The organism is Gracilibacillus suaedae (genome assembly GCF_017599345.1).
Taxonomy (GTDB): domain Bacteria; phylum Bacillota; class Bacilli; order Bacillales; family Amphibacillaceae; genus Gracilibacillus; species Gracilibacillus suaedae.
In genome coordinates, this window is the sequence record NZ_JAGFVL010000024.1 from 24,763 (window position 1) to 42,231 (window position 17,469).

At 36.2% G+C, this 17,469-nt stretch carries 15 protein-coding genes; 3 read left to right on the top strand and 12 right to left on the bottom strand.

Annotated elements, in window-relative coordinates; translation table 11 throughout:
• Window positions 1-340 precede the first annotated feature (340 nt).
• The 12 genes from J5J03_RS06570 to J5J03_RS06625 all read right to left on the bottom strand — a co-directional run bounded on the left by J5J03_RS06570 (window position 341) and on the right by J5J03_RS06625 (window position 14,189).
• Complete coding sequence (locus tag J5J03_RS06570) at window positions 341-715, bottom strand: hypothetical protein (RefSeq protein ID WP_208587652.1); 375 nt, start codon at window positions 713-715, stop codon at window positions 341-343.
• A gap of 14 nt (window positions 716-729) precedes the next feature.
• A complete protein-coding gene (locus J5J03_RS06575) occupies window positions 730-2,628 on the bottom strand; it encodes a T7SS effector LXG polymorphic toxin (RefSeq protein ID WP_208587654.1) in 1,899 nt (632 codons plus the stop codon).
• A 279-nt stretch (window positions 2,629-2,907) separates the two neighbouring features.
• Complete coding sequence (locus J5J03_RS06580; RefSeq protein ID WP_208587656.1) at window positions 2,908-3,651, bottom strand: Fic family protein; 744 nt, start codon at window positions 3,649-3,651, stop codon at window positions 2,908-2,910.
• 59 nt (window positions 3,652-3,710) lie between these two features.
• Window positions 3,711-4,391, bottom strand: a complete 681-nt coding sequence (locus tag J5J03_RS06585; protein WP_208587658.1) for a DUF3169 family protein — start codon at window positions 4,389-4,391, stop codon at window positions 3,711-3,713.
• A complete protein-coding gene (locus J5J03_RS06590) occupies window positions 4,388-4,594 on the bottom strand; it encodes a helix-turn-helix transcriptional regulator (protein WP_208587660.1) in 207 nt (68 codons plus the stop codon). Before J5J03_RS06590 ends, J5J03_RS06585 begins: the two co-directional genes overlap by 4 nt.
• A 386-nt stretch (window positions 4,595-4,980) precedes the next feature.
• Entirely contained in the window at window positions 4,981-7,353 is a 2,373-nt protein-coding gene (locus tag J5J03_RS06595; RefSeq protein WP_208587662.1) for a glycoside hydrolase family 2 TIM barrel-domain containing protein, read from the bottom strand.
• Between the two features lie 36 nt (window positions 7,354-7,389).
• Window positions 7,390-8,025: a YesL family protein gene (locus J5J03_RS06600; protein WP_208587664.1), complete on the bottom strand. Its 636-nt coding sequence runs from the start codon at window positions 8,023-8,025 to the stop codon at window positions 7,390-7,392.
• A gap of 33 nt (window positions 8,026-8,058) precedes the next feature.
• Window positions 8,059-8,889: a carbohydrate ABC transporter permease gene (locus J5J03_RS06605; protein ID WP_018930623.1), complete on the bottom strand. Its 831-nt coding sequence runs from the start codon at window positions 8,887-8,889 to the stop codon at window positions 8,059-8,061.
• Window positions 8,886-9,887, bottom strand: coding sequence for a carbohydrate ABC transporter permease (locus J5J03_RS06610; RefSeq protein WP_208587666.1), 1,002 nt, complete (start codon window positions 9,885-9,887; stop codon window positions 8,886-8,888). Before J5J03_RS06610 ends, J5J03_RS06605 begins: the two co-directional genes overlap by 4 nt.
• Before the next feature lie 88 nt (window positions 9,888-9,975).
• Entirely contained in the window at window positions 9,976-11,412 is a 1,437-nt protein-coding gene (locus tag J5J03_RS06615; protein WP_208587668.1) for an ABC transporter substrate-binding protein, read from the bottom strand.
• Window positions 11,413-11,643: 231 nt separating this feature from the next.
• A complete protein-coding gene (locus J5J03_RS06620) occupies window positions 11,644-12,663 on the bottom strand; it encodes a LacI family DNA-binding transcriptional regulator (protein WP_208587670.1) in 1,020 nt (339 codons plus the stop codon).
• Between the two features lie 317 nt (window positions 12,664-12,980).
• Window positions 12,981-14,189, bottom strand: coding sequence for an AraC family transcriptional regulator (locus J5J03_RS06625; RefSeq protein WP_208587672.1), 1,209 nt, complete (start codon window positions 14,187-14,189; stop codon window positions 12,981-12,983).
• 174 nt (window positions 14,190-14,363) lie between these two features.
• Between J5J03_RS06625 and J5J03_RS06630 the strand changes: the two genes are divergently transcribed.
• The 3 genes from J5J03_RS06630 (at window position 14,364) to J5J03_RS06640 (ending at window position 17,468) form a co-directional block, all read left to right on the top strand.
• Window positions 14,364-15,677 (top strand): ABC transporter substrate-binding protein, encoded by a 1,314-nt coding sequence (locus tag J5J03_RS06630; RefSeq protein WP_231710634.1) that lies wholly within the window; start codon window positions 14,364-14,366, stop codon window positions 15,675-15,677.
• Between the two features lie 64 nt (window positions 15,678-15,741).
• A complete protein-coding gene (locus J5J03_RS06635; RefSeq protein WP_407927823.1) occupies window positions 15,742-16,644 on the top strand; it encodes a carbohydrate ABC transporter permease in 903 nt (300 codons plus the stop codon).
• On the top strand, window positions 16,644-17,468 hold the full coding sequence (locus tag J5J03_RS06640) for a carbohydrate ABC transporter permease (protein ID WP_208587688.1): 825 nt from the start codon (window positions 16,644-16,646) through the stop codon (window positions 17,466-17,468). Before J5J03_RS06635 ends, J5J03_RS06640 begins: the two co-directional genes overlap by 1 nt.
• The last annotated feature ends 1 nt before the right edge of the window (window position 17,469 follow it).

Below are 17,469 nucleotides of genomic sequence, written 5' to 3' on the forward strand. Positions count from 1 at the left end.
CTAGTAAGTATTTGTAAGCATTTCATAATTTAGTAAATCTTCATATTGGGCTTACAATGATTATCTCTACTTTTCTAAAATGATTCTATTCGTCACACCCTACTATGTAAAAAAGACGGTTATCTTTTCTCAAAAGCCCCTAAATGAACTTGGACAATAAGAGTAATATAAATTGTAGTACCAAGGAGACAGACATCATCCCGTATTCCTTTTTACATTAATAAAAAACCTTGAAAGGCGTAAAGCCAATCAAGGTTCAGATTAATATAAATCTGTTTTGACTACATTGATTCTAGCTTATTAATTTACTAGAATTAAATAATTTACCACCTTATCCATTTTATTCTTCAAAGAGTACCCCTTTAGAAAGAATCCATCCGTTTAATCCGTATGAAGCATATATTTTATAATAATGATATCTATTTTCCTTGATATAATTTATCAAATCCTCTACACATTCATAATCCATGGGCCAAAGATAATCCTTTTCCTTATCTAACAATTCTTTGTTTTCTAACGCAAACGAATCGACATCTCCTTCAACTATATCAAAAAGTATGCTGCCAGATAGCTGGTTTTCAAAATGAAAGGCAAAAAAATCTTTAAATAAAATTTTTACTTGTTTTTCTTGATCGTTTTCCACTTTCATGTCAATTTTTGAATACTCAAAATCTATTTGATATTTTAAAATTTTACTATCATGAATTTTACTCATAAGTAATCCTCCTCTTATTCTGGTTTTTGTCTAGGAGGTTTTTTAGACCAGTCCCATTTGTGTCTATGAGGAAATGTGTGTGTTCCATCATCAGAATGATTGAAATCTATATCTTCCTTTGCTCTTCCATTTTCATCGTAATATCTTCTTTGTTTAACAGTTCCATCAGGATTTAACAGATCAGCTGAAGAATTAGGTTCTCCTTTTCCAGGCAAGTTAGTCTTATTCTTCACTTCAATATGCTTTGGCATTTTTTGACCTTGTTTCACAATTTCACTAAGTTCACAAATACCCTTATTACCACGCCCTTTAAACCACTGCAACTGCGTCTCCTGCAACCTTTTCGTTTCCATCCGCAACATAGATAACGAACCAAATTCAGTTGCTAATTCTTCTTTCACGAGGACAGGAACTTTTACTTTTCCTATTTGTTCAAGCGCTTTGTCCATTTTCCCCTTGATATAATCCGTTCGAAAAGGGATAAGCTGTGTTTTTGTTGTCTTCTGGCTTTTCGGAATGGTTACTGCTGGTTTCGGTTGCGTCCATGTAGGCTTGGTTAATATCTGATTAGAAGCGGCACTTAACCCACCACTAGCAATAAGCGTCGCTAAACCGAAGCTATTTAACCAGTGTTCTGGTGAATACGCCTCCTCAGGGTTAACAGCATTTACTGTCATTTCAGTTGTCCCCATCGTAGCATAGTTTAAAAAGGTGGAGACACTTTCGTCATCCTGTAATGCCTGATAACGTTGATCGAAACCTTCCTTTATACCTAGCACAGCACTTGGTATACCAAATGTTGCGTAGTTGGCAAAATCATAGCCAGATTCATACTTCTTTTCATTTCTTTCTTGGGCGGAGTCTGCTATAGATTTACCAATTATTTTAGCACTGTCCCACGACTTGGTCACGGGCTCTACTATCGCATCATTCAAAATGTCTTTTCCTGTTGTTTTGACGTTGCTTAGATAGTCCGTATACGCTATCCCAGTCTGTAATAAATAGCGATTGGTTACATTTATTTGTTGCGTTACAGTCTCCTGCCACCAACGATTTGCTTGAAGAAGATTCTGGCGAAGACGGGCCCGGAAAAAGGTTTGGATCCTTTCCTCTAATTGCGAATCTGCGAATGTTGCTTTTTCATATTTTCTCAAGCCTACCAGTTGTCTGCTTTCGCGTGAATGCCTGGAAGCTAAAATAGATTGCCTATCTCTGTCCTCTTGCGTCAAAAGCATTCGTTCAAATGGTGCTTGCTCGATTGCATCCGATACGAACGAAGTGATAAAAGGTAATGAGGCTTGAAAATCATTCGTAATTGCATGCTTATTTGTTTGCTTGGCCACTTTATCCATCAATACTTTGATTTCATGTAATGAGCTTTCCAGCTGCTGATTGTCGCTACTAAATGAATGAGAGTAGCTGCTCAATTTACGTGATAGTTTGCTCATCACACGAATACTATTTTCTTTGGATTCTAATGGATGATAAGTCGATGGAGATTGGGCAGTAGTCAAGTCTGAAACACTATCTATTATCCGTTCCACATCTCTTTGTACATGCTCTAGTTGTCGATATATATCTAGTATATCATGTTCTTCTGAATCCAAGTAGTCAGCTTGTATAATGGCTTGGCTACTGCTATCTACTTCATCTGAGAACGCTTGGAGATGCTTGGTTATGTTTGCTTCCAACTGTTCAAAAACTCCGATAAATGCTTGAAGCAATGTCTCATGTAAAACTTGAAAATACTCTTTTGCTGCATCCGCTGCTTCTCCTTGAAATTGCTCCATATTAATGATTTCATCCATATTTGTTTGCACTTTATGTAATGCTTCTTTGATGGAGGCTGCTTCTCTTTTTATTTCTTGATCAAAGTCATTTACTTCCTTGATACTCACTTTCCAATTCGACATATTCCACCCCTCTTATGTAAAGGAAATCATATCCATTACAAATTTTAACATATAGAGAAGTCACAATTACATAGGGTGAAATTACTATTTCGGGGCAGATGCAATTACTTAAGACCTGCATATATTAGTATCTTAGCGCCTAATAAAAAATAAAGTACTTCCATTCCTTTAAATGAAAGTACTTTATTTTTTACTAGGCATCTTTAATATTTCAGGAAAAGAGAGCATTTAACAACACGTCATTTTATATGCAAAAGGTTTCAAGGAGTGTCAGGCACTTTATTTTATAGCATTTATATATTGTTGAAGACTATTTTCTACACACTCTGCTATCAAACTTACAAATGGATCAACATTCTGCTGCATACTTGCCAATTCCAAAGTTTTATAATAGTTTAGTCGTTGGTCATTCTCTGCTTTTATAATAGCTGGTGGATAACCTGCTTCCATTAATAAGAGATTCATCAATAGTCTTGCGGTTCTTCCGTTCCCGTCTACAAATGGGTGAATATAAACAAATTTAAAATGAAATAATGCAGCTAATTTAACAGGGTGTAATTTACTCTTGGCCTGATTATACCATTCGAACAGATTTCTCATCTCATGATCTACTTGCAAAAAGTGTGGGGGGGTATGCTCACTACCTGATATTCTTACATTAATGGACCGATAAACACCTGCATTCTTATCGTCAATATTTTTCAGAATAATAGCATGTATCTTTTTTAGTATCGACTCATCTAAATGGCTCTGAGTAATAACTTTTTCCTCAATATAATCAATAGCTTCTGCATGATTAACTGCTTCAAAATGTTCTCTTAAATGTTTACCACCAATCGTTAAACCTTCTTCTAACACCAATTTGGTTTCCATTAGCGTCAAAGTATTGCCTTCAATTGCATTGGAATGGTATGTCCATTCTACTTTGTATACATCCTTAAGATTTTGTACAACTTCTGGTGGTAGTGGTCTTTCTTGGTCTAAATCTTTTTTTAATTGATCAATCCGTTGAAATTTATCCATCTTCAACACCTACTTTAAGTTTTATTATATCATAAAAAAGTTCTCGAATGACATCCCTCTCACTTATTACGTATCTGTAAAATATACTGTGTGTTGATCGTAATCAAGATGAGTCCAATAATAAAAATAGCAAATAGTTGTGATTGTTCAGAGCTAACAGAATAGACCGTCAAAATAATCATTGCACCAACAAGTAATAAGTTCGTGCTATTAAAGGTATAATAAAGTCCTTCCAGCATCACATGTCGTTCTCCTTCATCAGATGAAGCAAGTAGCTTTTTCATATAATCTTTATCTGATGCTTCTGGGAGGTCGCGTTCTGGATACATCACTTTCAACAAATATGGCGATACAAATGAACTTGCTCCGGTAATAAATACTAGAATTAAAGCGAAGATAGTAAGGAATAATTCTTGCTTGGTTACAATTACTATGCTTAATGTAATTAAGGAAAAAATCATACTGATATTCCCCACTAATGAAACATCATTAAACTTTTTGTATTGCCATTGATCACGATCATCATCTTCTTCTCCTTCTAGGGAGCTCGTTGCTTTTCGTTTGATTTGCAGCATCCCTACAAGAGCTAACACTAATGAAATCAGGGAAATTGACCCTAGAATCCATATCAACTCATATGCGATATCAAACATGGATACTTCAAATTCTAAAGCTAAAAATGCATACATAATGAAAAATCCAAAAACGGCTCCTATAAATAAATTCGCAAAAGTTTTCATACTAATTCTTCCTCCTTAAATATAAAAATCTGATCAATCGGTTCATCAAAAATACGCGATAACCTCATTGCTATCAGGAGAGATGGCATTAATTCTTCACGTTCAATCAAACTAATCGTTTGGCGCGAGACTTTTGTTCGTTTAGCAAGTTCTGTCTGATTCAGTCCATCTCTTGCACGTAATTCTTTCAGTCTTGTCTTCAACCTTGTCACCTCGCATGGTTTTTATCTTATTCACAGTAACATGAACGAAAAATCCTAGTACATATTTTTATTGTAAAGTATCCTTATTATTTTGACAAGTATTTTAGTCATTATGAACATTTTTATTGTCAAATGGTGATAAAACATAAACACCCCCAAAAGACTCAAGCATCATGTTAAGATGATTGAATCTTTTGGGGGTGTTTCATGGCTCATTCATAATACTGATCCATTCAAACTAATCTTTGGAAAAATGTCGCTCTTCCTTGGATATCTCCGGCTGTTCCTTGGAAAAGCATCGCTCTTCCCTGGATATCTCCCCCTGTTCCCTGGATAAGTGCTGCTCTTCCTTGGATAAAAAACCGTATCCAAGGAAGAGAACACATCTATTCCACCAAAATAGTTATACTTGCATCTTCTAACTTACTTGAGCTAGCATGTAGCGTTATCTCTCCTTGCTCCACTCCTGCTCTAACAAATGCTAGCAGCTTACCATGATATACCATTCTGCTAGATTCATAATAGGGTTGTAAATCTTGAATATTACCGTTTTCCATTCCGATAAGGTCACCAGGTCCTTCTATGGATAAATAGATTTCATTATCGGCAAGATAGACAGGGTTACCCTTGGGATCAGTAATTTGCATTTCAATATGAGCTAAATCTTGTCCGTCAGCCTTTAGATGATTACTATCTGTAACCATGTCAATACAGTAAGGCGTGGATGGTGTCATTAATTGATAGCTATGTTCCTTTCCTGATTCATCTTTTGCGATAACCTTTAATACTCCACTTTCAAATGATACATCCCAGGATAAATAACTATCTTTTTCTCCTTTTTGCTTCACACCTAATGATTGCTCATTTAGGAATAACTCCGCTTCTTCACAATTGGTATAGCAAAACACTTCCAGTTTTTCATTCTCTTGCCATTCCCAATGTGGATCACCTTTCCATCTAGAATCATGATCCTTTTCGTCTTTGGGTTTAGCTGCTAAATATACCATTGGCTTATCGCTCCAAAGACTCTTGCGATAGTAAAAACTAGATTTCTTATTTCCTGCCAAGTCTAAAAATCCAGCTGGGGAGGCTCTGACAGGCCAGCCTTTTGCTTCACCTAGGTAGTCAATACCAGTCCAAATAAATTGGCCACTTATTTCATCATTGTCTCTAACAATCAACCAATCTTCTAAACCAGGACTATTTTCACTACCATATATCACATGATTCGGGTATTTTTTTATATCCTGTTTATATAAGTGCTCTTTATAGTTATACCCTACAACATCAAGAGATTGCGCATAACCGGTTAAGTTTGACAATTCCGGATAAGCTAACGCAGAAGTAACGGGTCTTGTCGTATCACACTCTTTTACATAGTGAACTAACTGCTTTGAAATAGTCGCTAACCGCTTAGCATTAGGTTTATCAGGATCATAGATTCTTTCTTGCTTTGGTTTATTTGCATCATTATTCCCTGTCATCGACTGAAAGGAAGGGTGACAATATGGATCATTAGGATAATCTATTTCATTACCAATACTCCACATTATAATGGATGGATGATTTCTGTCTCTTAAAACCATCTCTTTTAAATCAATCGCTCCCCATTGCGGAAAGTCTTCATAATAACCAAAATGTCTAGGCGGATAAACATTATGTCCAACTGCCCATTTATTTTTGACGCCTTCCCATTCATCAAATGCCTCATCCATTACTAAAAAGCCGATTTCATCACATAGATCTAATAAGTGAGGTGCAGGTGGGTTATGTGCTGTTCGAATGGCATTACACCCCATCTCTTTTAAAGCCTTTAATCTTCGAATCCATACTTTTTTTGGTACAGCTGCTCCCAAGCCACCAGCATCATGATGAATGCATACACCTTTGATCTTCATATTTTCCTGATTTAGAAAAAAGCCTTTCTTTGCATCAAAGGCAATAGAACGTATACCTGTTGTTGTAATGACTTCATCCTTCACTTCTTTATTTACTACTACTTCTGTTACTAATTGGTATAAGTGAGGATGATCGGGGGACCATAAAGCTGGGTTTTCCAACTTTATCTGTTGTTTCACTTTTCCTGTAGAAAATGAATCGATTGTGATAGATTCTTGCGCTTTACCAACCTTTTCACCTTCCTTATTCACCAATGTCTGATGAACAATCACTGTTTCAGCTGTAGCTTGTTCATTCACTACCTGTGTATCAGCTTGCACAATTGCTTCTGTGTTAGAAACTTGTGGTGTGGTGACAAATACACCATATTGATCAACGTGAACAGGATCAGTAATCGTTACATATACATCACGATATATACCAGAGCCAGTAAACCAACGAGAGTCTGCAACTTCCTTATGATTAACTTTCACTGAGATTACATTGACCTCTTCCGTCTTCACAAATTCTGTGATGTCGTATGTAAACGTACTATAACCGAACAGTCTTTTTCCGAGATAGTTACTGTTGCACCATACCTGTGAATGATTATAAATCCCCTCAAACGTAATGAACACTTTCTTATTGTCTGCATTAGCTGGTAGCTTGAATGCTTTTCGATACCAGCCAACACCTCCCACTACATAACCTGTACCACTAGAATATTGTTGAGAGAAAGGTTCCTCAACAGACCAATCATGTGGCAGGCTGATATTGCGCCACTTGGAATCATCAAATCCTTTATACCATGCTTTCGGCTCATCACCGCGATAAAATTTCCAGTCTAGATTCAAATTTTGCTGTAATCTACTATTATTCATGCAGCACACTCCTTCTGATTTAGTATTCCTTTTATGCTATGCAGCTGATGTTAAGTTTCGATTCCTTTCTTCTATCTTTTTAAAAGCTACGTAAGCAAACCGCATCACTACTAAACTCATCACACTACCAGAGAAAAATAATAAAATAATAGGAAAAGATGCTGTTATATACCATACAACAAAGCCTACAAATAAAATGTAAATCGTTCTTAATGGATAGGAGGCACCTATAATAAAGGCATATTTAAAGCACTCCATCAACTTAATGTCATAATGTACATAGACAGGAAAAACGAAGAACAGCATCATGATATAGTAGAAACTAACCGTTACAAGTAAAAGCAGCATCACCATAAATTGCATCCCTTCCATATTTCGAACCAGCAGGTAATCAGCATATAACACTAGACCACCTACTGAACTTATATAGCCTAAGAGATTCGCTTTCAAAAAACTGCCTTTATAAGCATCGATAAAAGTCTTCATTACTGAAACATCGGTATTTCCTTTCATCCATTTTCTTACTACCGTATACATGGCTACTGTTGCAGGAAACAAACCTAAGAACCCTAAGCCAAGGATAGAAAAACAAATCCATAACAAATTAACTAAGCTCAACTTCATGATCCAATCTGAAGCTTTATAAATAAATGAAGAGGTATAAGTTGGCATTTTATTCAACCCTTCCTAAAGTGAGACTGTTATCTAGCTTTTAACTGCCCCTGCAACACCTTCAATAAAGTATCTTTGCATGATAATAAAGATAATCATAACTGGTAACAGGGATATCGTCGCACCTGCTGCCATACCCGAAAAATCTACTGCATAGGTTTGAACGAAATTTTCCATTCCGACCGCTAATGTTCGTAATTCCGGTTTACTAATCGTTAAGACTAGTGGTACTAGAAACGAACTCCAGGTCCAAATAAATTGCATGATGGCCGTAGTTGCAACAATAGGCATGCTTAAAGGGAGCATTACTTTTGTGAAAATCGTTAAAACGCCAGCTCCATCGATTTCTGCTGCCTCTTCAATCGATTTTGGTAAGTTCGCAAAAAAGGAAGCAAACATTAAGATAAACAATACATGAGCCCCAGATGACTCCGCTACAATAATTCCTAATATGGAGTTATCTAATCCCATAGCATTTACTAACTTAAATAATGGGATAATTGTATAACCCTTTGGAATAAACATAATCGCCACGACGCAGATCATGATCGTTTTCTTTCCAGGAAAATCAATTCTACCTAAGGCATAGCCTGTTAAAGAGGAAAGCACGATAACAATAATAACAGTAGAAACAGTAAATATAACTGTGTTCCAAAAATACCCAGAGAAATTAGCTGTGATCCATGCCTCTGAATAGTTTTGCCACTGAAAGTCTTCTGGTATTAGCTTCGTACCACTTGTTAAAAACTCTTTATTGGTTTTTAAAGAAGAAAACACCATCCAAACGAAAGGATAAATCCACACAATTCCGAACAGTAGTAAAAAAACATGTATCATAACCCTAGCTGATTTGGTAGTAATCATAGTGCTTTCACACCGCCTTTTTTCTTTTTATTTCCTTTCAGTTTAATGATTTGTTTACCAAAGGAAGCAGCACCAAAAACCATACTAATAACAAAGGTAAATAATCCTAGTAACACGCCTGCAGCAGAAGCATATCCCATTCGTACTTGGCCTCCACCTAGTTGGCTCGAAAAAGCGTAATTGTAGATAAACAAATCCATTGTTTCCGTCGCAAAATTAGGACCGCCATTAGTAAGCGTCTTCACCAAATCAAATGCATTAATCCCACTAACCAAAGAAAGCAAGATAATAACAGCGGCGATTGGTTTCAATAGTGGTAATGTAACATGTCTTAATGTAGCCCAAAAACCTGCTCCATCAAGTTGAGCAGACTCATACAATTCATTGGGTATGGACTGTAAACCAGCTAACCAATATACCATATTGATTCCCAACCCTTTCCAAGAACCAATCACAATTAAAATAATGACAGCAAGAACCGGATCAGTTAACCATGGAATTGGCTTATCAATGATATTAAAATCGACAAGTAACTGATTAAAGAAACCATTGATACCAAATATACTTCCTATGATGATCCCTACAATGGCGGTAGTGGTAACAACAGGTAAGAAATAGATAGCGCGGTAAAAGCCTTTGCTTTTTAGCTTTTGGTCATTTAATATAATCGCTAAAATTAATGCACCACCGACACCTAGCACTGTTGTACCTAAAATATAATATATCGATACTAACGCAGAGTTCCAAAACCTTTCTGATGTCAATAATTGTTGATAGTTCGCTAACCCAATAAAATCATTTAATGGGCCGATTCCACTCCATTCATAGAAGGAATAGACATAACTCATCACAATGGGATAAGCAGAAAAGATAAAGAAGACAATGATTTGCGGAGCAAGAAAGATATAAGCCCAAATTGCTTTTCGTTTTTGAAGCGTTTTCAAATTTGATGTATCTTTGCTTGTCGATTTCTGACTTAATTCCAGATTGTTTGCCAATTTCGGTCACCCTTTCATCTTTTAATTAATTAGGAAAAGGTACATTACTATAGTCTCGCTCGCACCAGACTATAGTAATGTCATTTGCCTACCTTAATTCATCATACTTCTCCACTGTATATGGCTCGAACGGCTCCCAGTTCGGATAAATATAATCATCTTGAGAAACTTCTGGAAATTCATCTAATGTTTCCATAAAGGCATCCTTCATATCATGATCAATTTGCTCTATTTCGCTATCAATATCGTCTATATTCCCTGTAATATAACCGACAACTGCATCGCCAATTCCACCAACTTCGAGTTTATTTCGATATGCTCGGTTGAATTCTACAATATCAGGATTTAATTCTGCCGGTTTTGGAACTGGAATTGCTAATTGACTTTCTAATTCAAGAATATCGTTATATTGTTCAAAAGGCGGCTCTCCCCCAACATCTTCTTTCGCAGGCAAACCAGCACCAGTATTGACATAAACAGTCTCATGGAGATGCTCTAATGCGTACTCTAGGAAAGTTTTAACCTCTTCCCAATGTTCTGTATCGTTACTAACTCTGATACTTGTTGCTTCAGAACCAGCATGATAGTAGTAAGGATTTCCATCTTTCGTTGGTAAAGGTGCTACACCCCAGTTTTCAAATTCAGTTTCTACAACTAATTGTCTTCCTACCCAGTCACCACTCCACAAAAATGCACTTTGCCCAACAGCAAATAAAGCTTCTGCTTCACCTAATCCGATCTCTACACTTTCAGGTGACATTAATCCTTCATCTAATAACTCTTTAATAAATTCAGCGCTTTCAATTTTACCTTCCGTATAAACTTGAGGTACTCCCTCTTTATAGTTCTCTTGCCAAGGTACTTCTGGCGTAATCGCTGTACCCATCATAGAAACTAATTGTTCATTCGCCCATCCTGGATTATTCCAAACAATCGGGTAAACACTACCGTTCGATTCGTCCACAATCGTTTGACCTAACGCTTTGAACTCTTCCCACGATGCAGGAATGTCATCCTCCGTTAACCCTAACATGTCAAAAACGTCTTTATTATAGTACATAATCATTGCCTTACTTTGCGGTGCTGCTAACGGAAAACCATAAACAGACCCATCTGCTGTTGTACCATTTTCATACCACGTTCCATCTTGGAATTGCGCTTTTACATCTTCCGTAAATATTTCATCTAGATTTTTAACAGCATCAACTTCCATTAATTCTGATAAATCTACGATATTGGTCCACATATCAGGCAAGTTACCTTCGGAAAGTGCAGTTCTTAGTTGTGTCTCAGCTTCCGGTGTGTCTTGTGTTTCTATTCTTATTCCAGGATGCTCCGCCTCAAAATCTTTAATTAATTGAGCAAATCCACCCCTTAATTCTGAATATCTATTCCATAGTGAAAGAGTAACAACATCTTCATCTCCATTTTCATTTTCAGAATCAACACTCTCATCATCACTACAAGCTCCTAAAATGAACACAACAGTCATCATCAGAACAAATAATAAACTAAATTTTTTCACCATTACACTCCCCTTTTTCTTATAATTTAAATAAAAGCAATAGCATGTATGTAGGTATACACCACCTCCTTTGTAATCATCCCTAACACAATCGTAAGCGCTATCATTTTTTTCTTAGAGAGATCACCTGTTATTTATCTAAAGTAACTAAGTAGTAACCGGTTACTACTTAGTTTAAAAAAGTGCCAATAGTAACCGGTTACTAACTAGTAAAAAAATAAAATACTATCACTAAATCGTTGATTCTCTTATAACTAAATGAGGGTCAATGAAAAGATTTTCCGCTTTCATATCAGTGGTTTTCGATTTTATTAACATATCTACTGTTTTTTCTCCCAATTCTTTATATGGGTGACTGACAGAGGTAATTTCAGGTATCGAATTCTGAGTTAATTCACTATCATCGAAGCCTACAAAAGAGAAGTTATTCATTTTCTTTTGATGACATAGCTTTAATGCCCCTATAACAACCAGGTCATTAATACCTATGATCGCTGTTGGTAAATTATGTTTGTTTATCTTTAACATTTCTTCCATTGCTTCTTTACCACGTTTGACATCATAACCACTATAAATTTGCCAACTGTCGACAGCAGCTAATTGGTGTTTCTCTAAATTTTGTCTAAAAGCCTCTACCTTGATGTCTGTAGTGGTAATCCCTGTCATCCCACCGATCAAACCAATCATTGTATGCCCTTGTTTGACTAGGTGGTCGATAATTAATTCTATTCCCTTGGCCTCATTCGTAGAAATACTCGGACATTCAAGTGTTTCCATTCTGCCATTAACAAGGATTACTGGAATTTTTTCGATGACATACTTTAATTCATTGATTTCTGACACTTTAGGGTGTGTCTTATTTATTCTTCCACCCATAAAAATAATGCCTTCAACTTGTCGCTCCGACAATACTCTTAGATGCTTTGACTCCAATTCACTACTATTCATAGAGTTACATAAAATCAGTGTGTATCCCTTAGTGAGTGCGTATTTTTCAGCTTCGATGAATACTTGAGCAAAGAAAGGATTTGTGATATCAGGAAGGATAACACCTATCATCTTGGATTCTTTCTTTGTCAGACTTCTTGCAACCGCATTTGGTTGATAATCGTATTTTTCAATCAAATCGAAGACTTTTTTCTTTGTTTTCTCACTAACTGGATAATTCCCTGCAATTACTCTAGAAACAGTAGCAGATGAGACGTTTGCTTCTCTTGCTATATCATATATGGTGATTGATTTTTGCTTCATTTTATGCTCTTCCTTCATGTGATGTAACCGGTTTCTATACAATGTACACTACAGCAAAAGTGTTTGTCAATTGTATTTTTGTAATTTTCAAAAAATAGATCAATAGTTTCATGGCAGGTGGATTATTATGAGTTTCACTCGAAGTGATATATTGAGATGTTATGTGATATAAAATTCACATTACTAAGTATCCCTTATCATTTTCAATCAGTTCATCCAATGATTCACTGTATGCAATCGTAGTGGAAGCGGTCAGACCATTTCGAAACCCAATATCCACTATTTTTTTCGCGAACGAGTTTAAATGTTACCTAAACTTAATATGGATCAAGCTGATTTTTCTTGATGTACTCACGCGGCGTCATTTTGGTATGCTTTTTAAATACTTTGATGAAATAACTCTGATCAGAGAAATGTAGTGAATTACAGACTTCCGTAACGGATCGATTAAAATATAGCATCATATTTTTTGCTTCTTTCACCTTCAACTTTTGAGTATATTCACTAATGGATATCCCTACTTCTTTCTTAAATAAATTGGATAAGTATTTCGGATTTAACCCAAGCTTGTCGGCTATTAATTTCACTGATAAATCAGGTTCATAAATATGTTTGTAAATAAATTCTTGGCACTGTGTAATTTTCCTCGAGTACCTTTGTTTTTTATACCTTCTTACTAATTCCGTGAAATCATAAAGTATTTTCTCACGAAACCAGATGACTTTCGGAATAGAAGTCAAATCTTCTAAATCCTGAATCATGACATCCCCCAAAGAATAAGCATCCTCAGGATGTGCTCCCCCCCTAATTGCGGCTCTTGTTGCTAGAGTAATAGTAGCAATAGCTGTATTTTTTTGACTTCTTAATTCACTTGTTCTGGATAATAGTCCATATTCAAAATCATCTCTATTTCTAAAAGCTTGGTGATAAGGAATAATCTCTTTCACGTTACCTTCTTCTATCAATTGATATATTCGACGTTCTAATAAGGGATCGTGGTGATAAAGGTTATTTTCACGAATATTAGCAATATAACAGGATTGTTGTTTTTCTATTTCTAGCTCTTCTTGCTGATGTACTAACTTCAATTCTTTCCGAATATTCAGTTCTACACCTTGAACGAGGTAGTAAGCAATTTGACCAATCTCTATTAACTGATTACTGCTTTCAACAGTTAAATCCATTAGATAGTCTTCAAACTCCTCCCTTAGATAAGATTTATTCAGATTGGAAAGTAATCTAGCAATTCTTTCTTTCGTAGGAGGATTATAAATGATTGGGCCTAGTATTAACCAATGTCTTTGATGATGTTGGACAAAAGGTATGCTTAAAAAACTCTCAAAATAATTGGTATTCATTAATTGAATCTCTTGCCCTAACAAACCGCAATTAATAACATGCTCCTGAAAAGAATCAAACATTGGATTGATCGTGATGTTCGATGGATACATAAAGGTTTTAGAATCTTGATAAATACATACCGGAATCTTCGTTACATCAACCAATGAACAGAGTATCTTTTCCAATTCCACCACCTCCAACTAATTGTAAGCGCATACAAATAAAATGAATAAGTACCAATAACTAAACTTTTTTACTATATTTCAATTTATCAGTTCGTTACAATTTTGACAAGTTAACGATAGATAGCTCGTTAACACGGTACTAATAATAACAGAGGGGTGAATCAATTGAAAAAGATGGTGGAAAGGTCGTTCGTTGCATTTATTCTGTTAGTTTTATTAGCTGCGTGTGGAGGTAATTCGTCAAGTGATGGTGATGTCGAAGAGTTAACCATTCCCGAAAACCCCGAAGATGTCGAAGGAGACATTACGGTATGGGCATGGGCATTAGAAGCAAATTATTTAGAGAAAGATGTTCTTCCAGCATTTCAAGAAGTTTATCCAAATGTTGATGTAACCGTCGAGCACATTGGGGTAGACCAAGTATACCAAAAAGTAAGTGCTGGGCTTTCAAGTGGTGGTAGTGGCCTACCTGATGTTGTACAAGTGGAAAATAACCGGATCAAATCTTTCACCAGTGAATTCCCAGACGCGTTTACCAATTTAAGTGCACTTGGCTATGACGAACACGAAGATAAATTTGCAAACGCAAAGATTGAAGGGTTAAAAGATGGCGATGGAAATGTCATTGCTGCCCCGCGTGATTTAGGACCAGTAGGAGTTATCTATCGTGTCGATATATTAGAAGAAGCAGGTGTAGATCCTGCTGAGATTGAAACATGGGATGATTACATTGAAGCAGGTAAAACAGTTGTAGAACAGACGGGGAACTATTTCTTAGGAACAGACGGGGATGGTTTATTACGTATAATGATGCAACAACAAGGTAGCTATTATTTCGATGAAGAAGGTAACCTAGACATCACTTCAGAAGCTGGAGAAAATGCCGCTAGCATTCTTCAAGAAATGAAAGACAATAACTTAATTACGTTTACCAATAACTGGGATGGTCAAGTTGCAGCTATGAAGAACGGAGAAGTTGCTACAAATCCAGGTGCCGTTTGGTGGAGCGGTACGATGTTAGAACAAATGCCTGAACTCTCTGGTAATTGGGATATGTTTGAATTACCAGCATTTGAAGAAGGCGGAACACGAGCATCCAATGATGGTGGCTCTGCTTTAGCCATTCCTTCAGAGTCTGACAATAAAGTTGCAGCATATGTTTTCACAGAATTTGCAACAACAGATGTTGATTCACAAATCTTAGCCCTAACGAACAGAGGATTATTCCCTGCTTTAACAGCAGCATATGAAGAACCTATCTTCTCTGAAGATCAAGAATACTTTAATAATCAACCATTTTTCCAAAAGTTCGCGGACACAGTAGAAAATATCCCACCAGTAAACCATGATGGAGCAGAACTTGAAGTACGTTCGGTGATGGGGAGTGAAATCGAAGCATTTCTATTAGAAGATAAGCCAGCAGCAGAAATGCTTTCAGATGGGGAAGAACAAGCCGCTCAACAAACTGGTAAAGAAACAACCGAATAAAAGAGTAAGGCTGGCTACAGCATAAACCAGCCAGCCTTTATTTTCAGGTTAGGAGGGGATATTCTTGGAGAACGTGTCAAAAAAGGTTCAGACCAACCAATATAAAGGTGGATGGATTACACCGAAAACGGCACCTTACATTTTTATACTTCCAGCATTGTTGTTATTTTTAGCATTCACGGTGTACCCCATTATTGCATCTTTCTTACTAAGTTTTCAGACAAGAAGTGGTGGTACCTACACCTTTTCAGGCTTCGATAACTATGTACGATTGTTCACAGATCCTATTTTTTATAAAGCATTAGGCAACACATTTATCATCTTAATCGTCCAAGTACCCATTATGTTATTTCTCGCATTACTATTAGCAGTCTTTTTAAACTCAAAATTATTGAATATGCGTGGGTTTTACAGAGTTTCTTTCTTTACACCAGCTGTTACATCCCTAGTTGCAGCATCTATTATTTTCATTCTGTTGTTAAATGCAGACTATGGTTTAATCAATTACATCTTAACATCTATCGGTTTAGAAAAAATAAACTGGCTAACAAATGGTTTTTGGGCGAAGGTATCCTTGATCATCGTTACAACTTGGAGATGGACTGGATATAACATGGTTATCCTGTTAGCGGGTCTTCAAAATATTCCAAATGATTTGTACGAAGCAGCTAGTATTGATGGAGCTTCACCTATTCACAAATTCTTTCATATTACCATTCCACAGCTCAAACCAGTACTATTATTCTGCTTTGTATTATCGACGATTGGAACGTTTCAATTATTCGATGAACCGTATAACCTGACAAGCGGTGGGCCTAATAATGCAACTTTAACCATTACGTATTATTTATATAACCAAGGATTTAATTTCTTTGATTTCGGCTATGCCTCTGCCATTGCTTATGTAATCGTTGTATTTATTGCTATTCTATCTTGGCTGCAATTTAAGGTGGTGAAAGATGACTAATGAAAAGCATATATGTTAAAAAATCACTGTTGCATTTCAGTTTAATCGTTGGTGTTATTATCTCTCTAGGACCATTTTATTGGATGATTGTAGGTGCAACGAATCCATCGGGGGATGTATTAAGCTTTCCTCCTAAAATAATCCCAGGAAATTATTTCATAGAGAACTTAACGAATTTAAGTGAAGCCATCCCCATTATAAAAGCATTATTTAATTCTGCATTAATTGCGATCGTATTCGTGTTAGCTAGTTTGCTAGTGTGTTCGATGGCAGGGTATGCATTTGCTAAATTCAAATTTAAAGGTAGTAATATTATTTTTTCTAGCTTTTTATTAGCAATGATGATACCTTATCAAGCTACGATTATCCCATTATTCCAAATTTTTGGTGCATTGGATTGGATTAATACGTATCATGCGGTTATATTACCACAAATTTGTTATCCATTTGCGATATTTTTAATTCGGCAAAATATGAAAGGGATTCCTGATTCCATGATCGAAGCTGCCAGAATTGACGGCGCCGGAGAGATTAGTATTTTTTTCAAATTGGCATTGCCAACCATGAAGCCTGCGTTGGCAGCGGTAGGGATTTTCTTATTTACACATCAATGGAACAACTTTATGTGGCCACTAATTGTTATGACATCAAGTGATATGTACACACTACCAGTTGCTTTATCCACATTAGCAGGCTTAAACTCGGTAGACTACGGACAGTTAATGCTTGGAACAGCTATTTCTGTACTACCTATAATGGTTGTTTTCTTAATGCTGCAAAAGCATTTTGTATCAGGAATTTTAGGTGGTTCTGTAAAAGAATAAA

Coding starts and splice junctions, on each gene's coding strand:
- J5J03_RS06570 (WP_208587652.1), bottom strand. CDS start 715: ATGAGTAAAATTCATGATAGTAAAATTTTAAAATATCAAATAGATTTT.
- J5J03_RS06575 (WP_208587654.1), bottom strand. CDS start 2,628: ATGTCGAATTGGAAAGTGAGTATCAAGGAAGTAAATGACTTTGATCAA.
- J5J03_RS06580 (WP_208587656.1), bottom strand. CDS start 3,651: ATGGATAAATTTCAACGGATTGATCAATTAAAAAAAGATTTAGACCAA.
- J5J03_RS06585 (WP_208587658.1), bottom strand. CDS start 4,391: ATGAAAACTTTTGCGAATTTATTTATAGGAGCCGTTTTTGGATTTTTC.
- J5J03_RS06595 (WP_208587662.1), bottom strand. CDS start 7,353: ATGAATAATAGTAGATTACAGCAAAATTTGAATCTAGACTGGAAATTT.
- J5J03_RS06600 (WP_208587664.1), bottom strand. CDS start 8,025: ATGCCAACTTATACCTCTTCATTTATTTATAAAGCTTCAGATTGGATC.
- J5J03_RS06605 (WP_018930623.1), bottom strand. CDS start 8,889: ATGATTACTACCAAATCAGCTAGGGTTATGATACATGTTTTTTTACTA.
- J5J03_RS06620 (WP_208587670.1), bottom strand. CDS start 12,663: ATGAAGCAAAAATCAATCACCATATATGATATAGCAAGAGAAGCAAAC.
- J5J03_RS06630 (WP_231710634.1), top strand. CDS start 14,364: ATGGTGGAAAGGTCGTTCGTTGCATTTATTCTGTTAGTTTTATTAGCT.
- J5J03_RS06640 (WP_208587688.1), top strand. CDS start 16,644: ATGAAAAGCATATATGTTAAAAAATCACTGTTGCATTTCAGTTTAATC.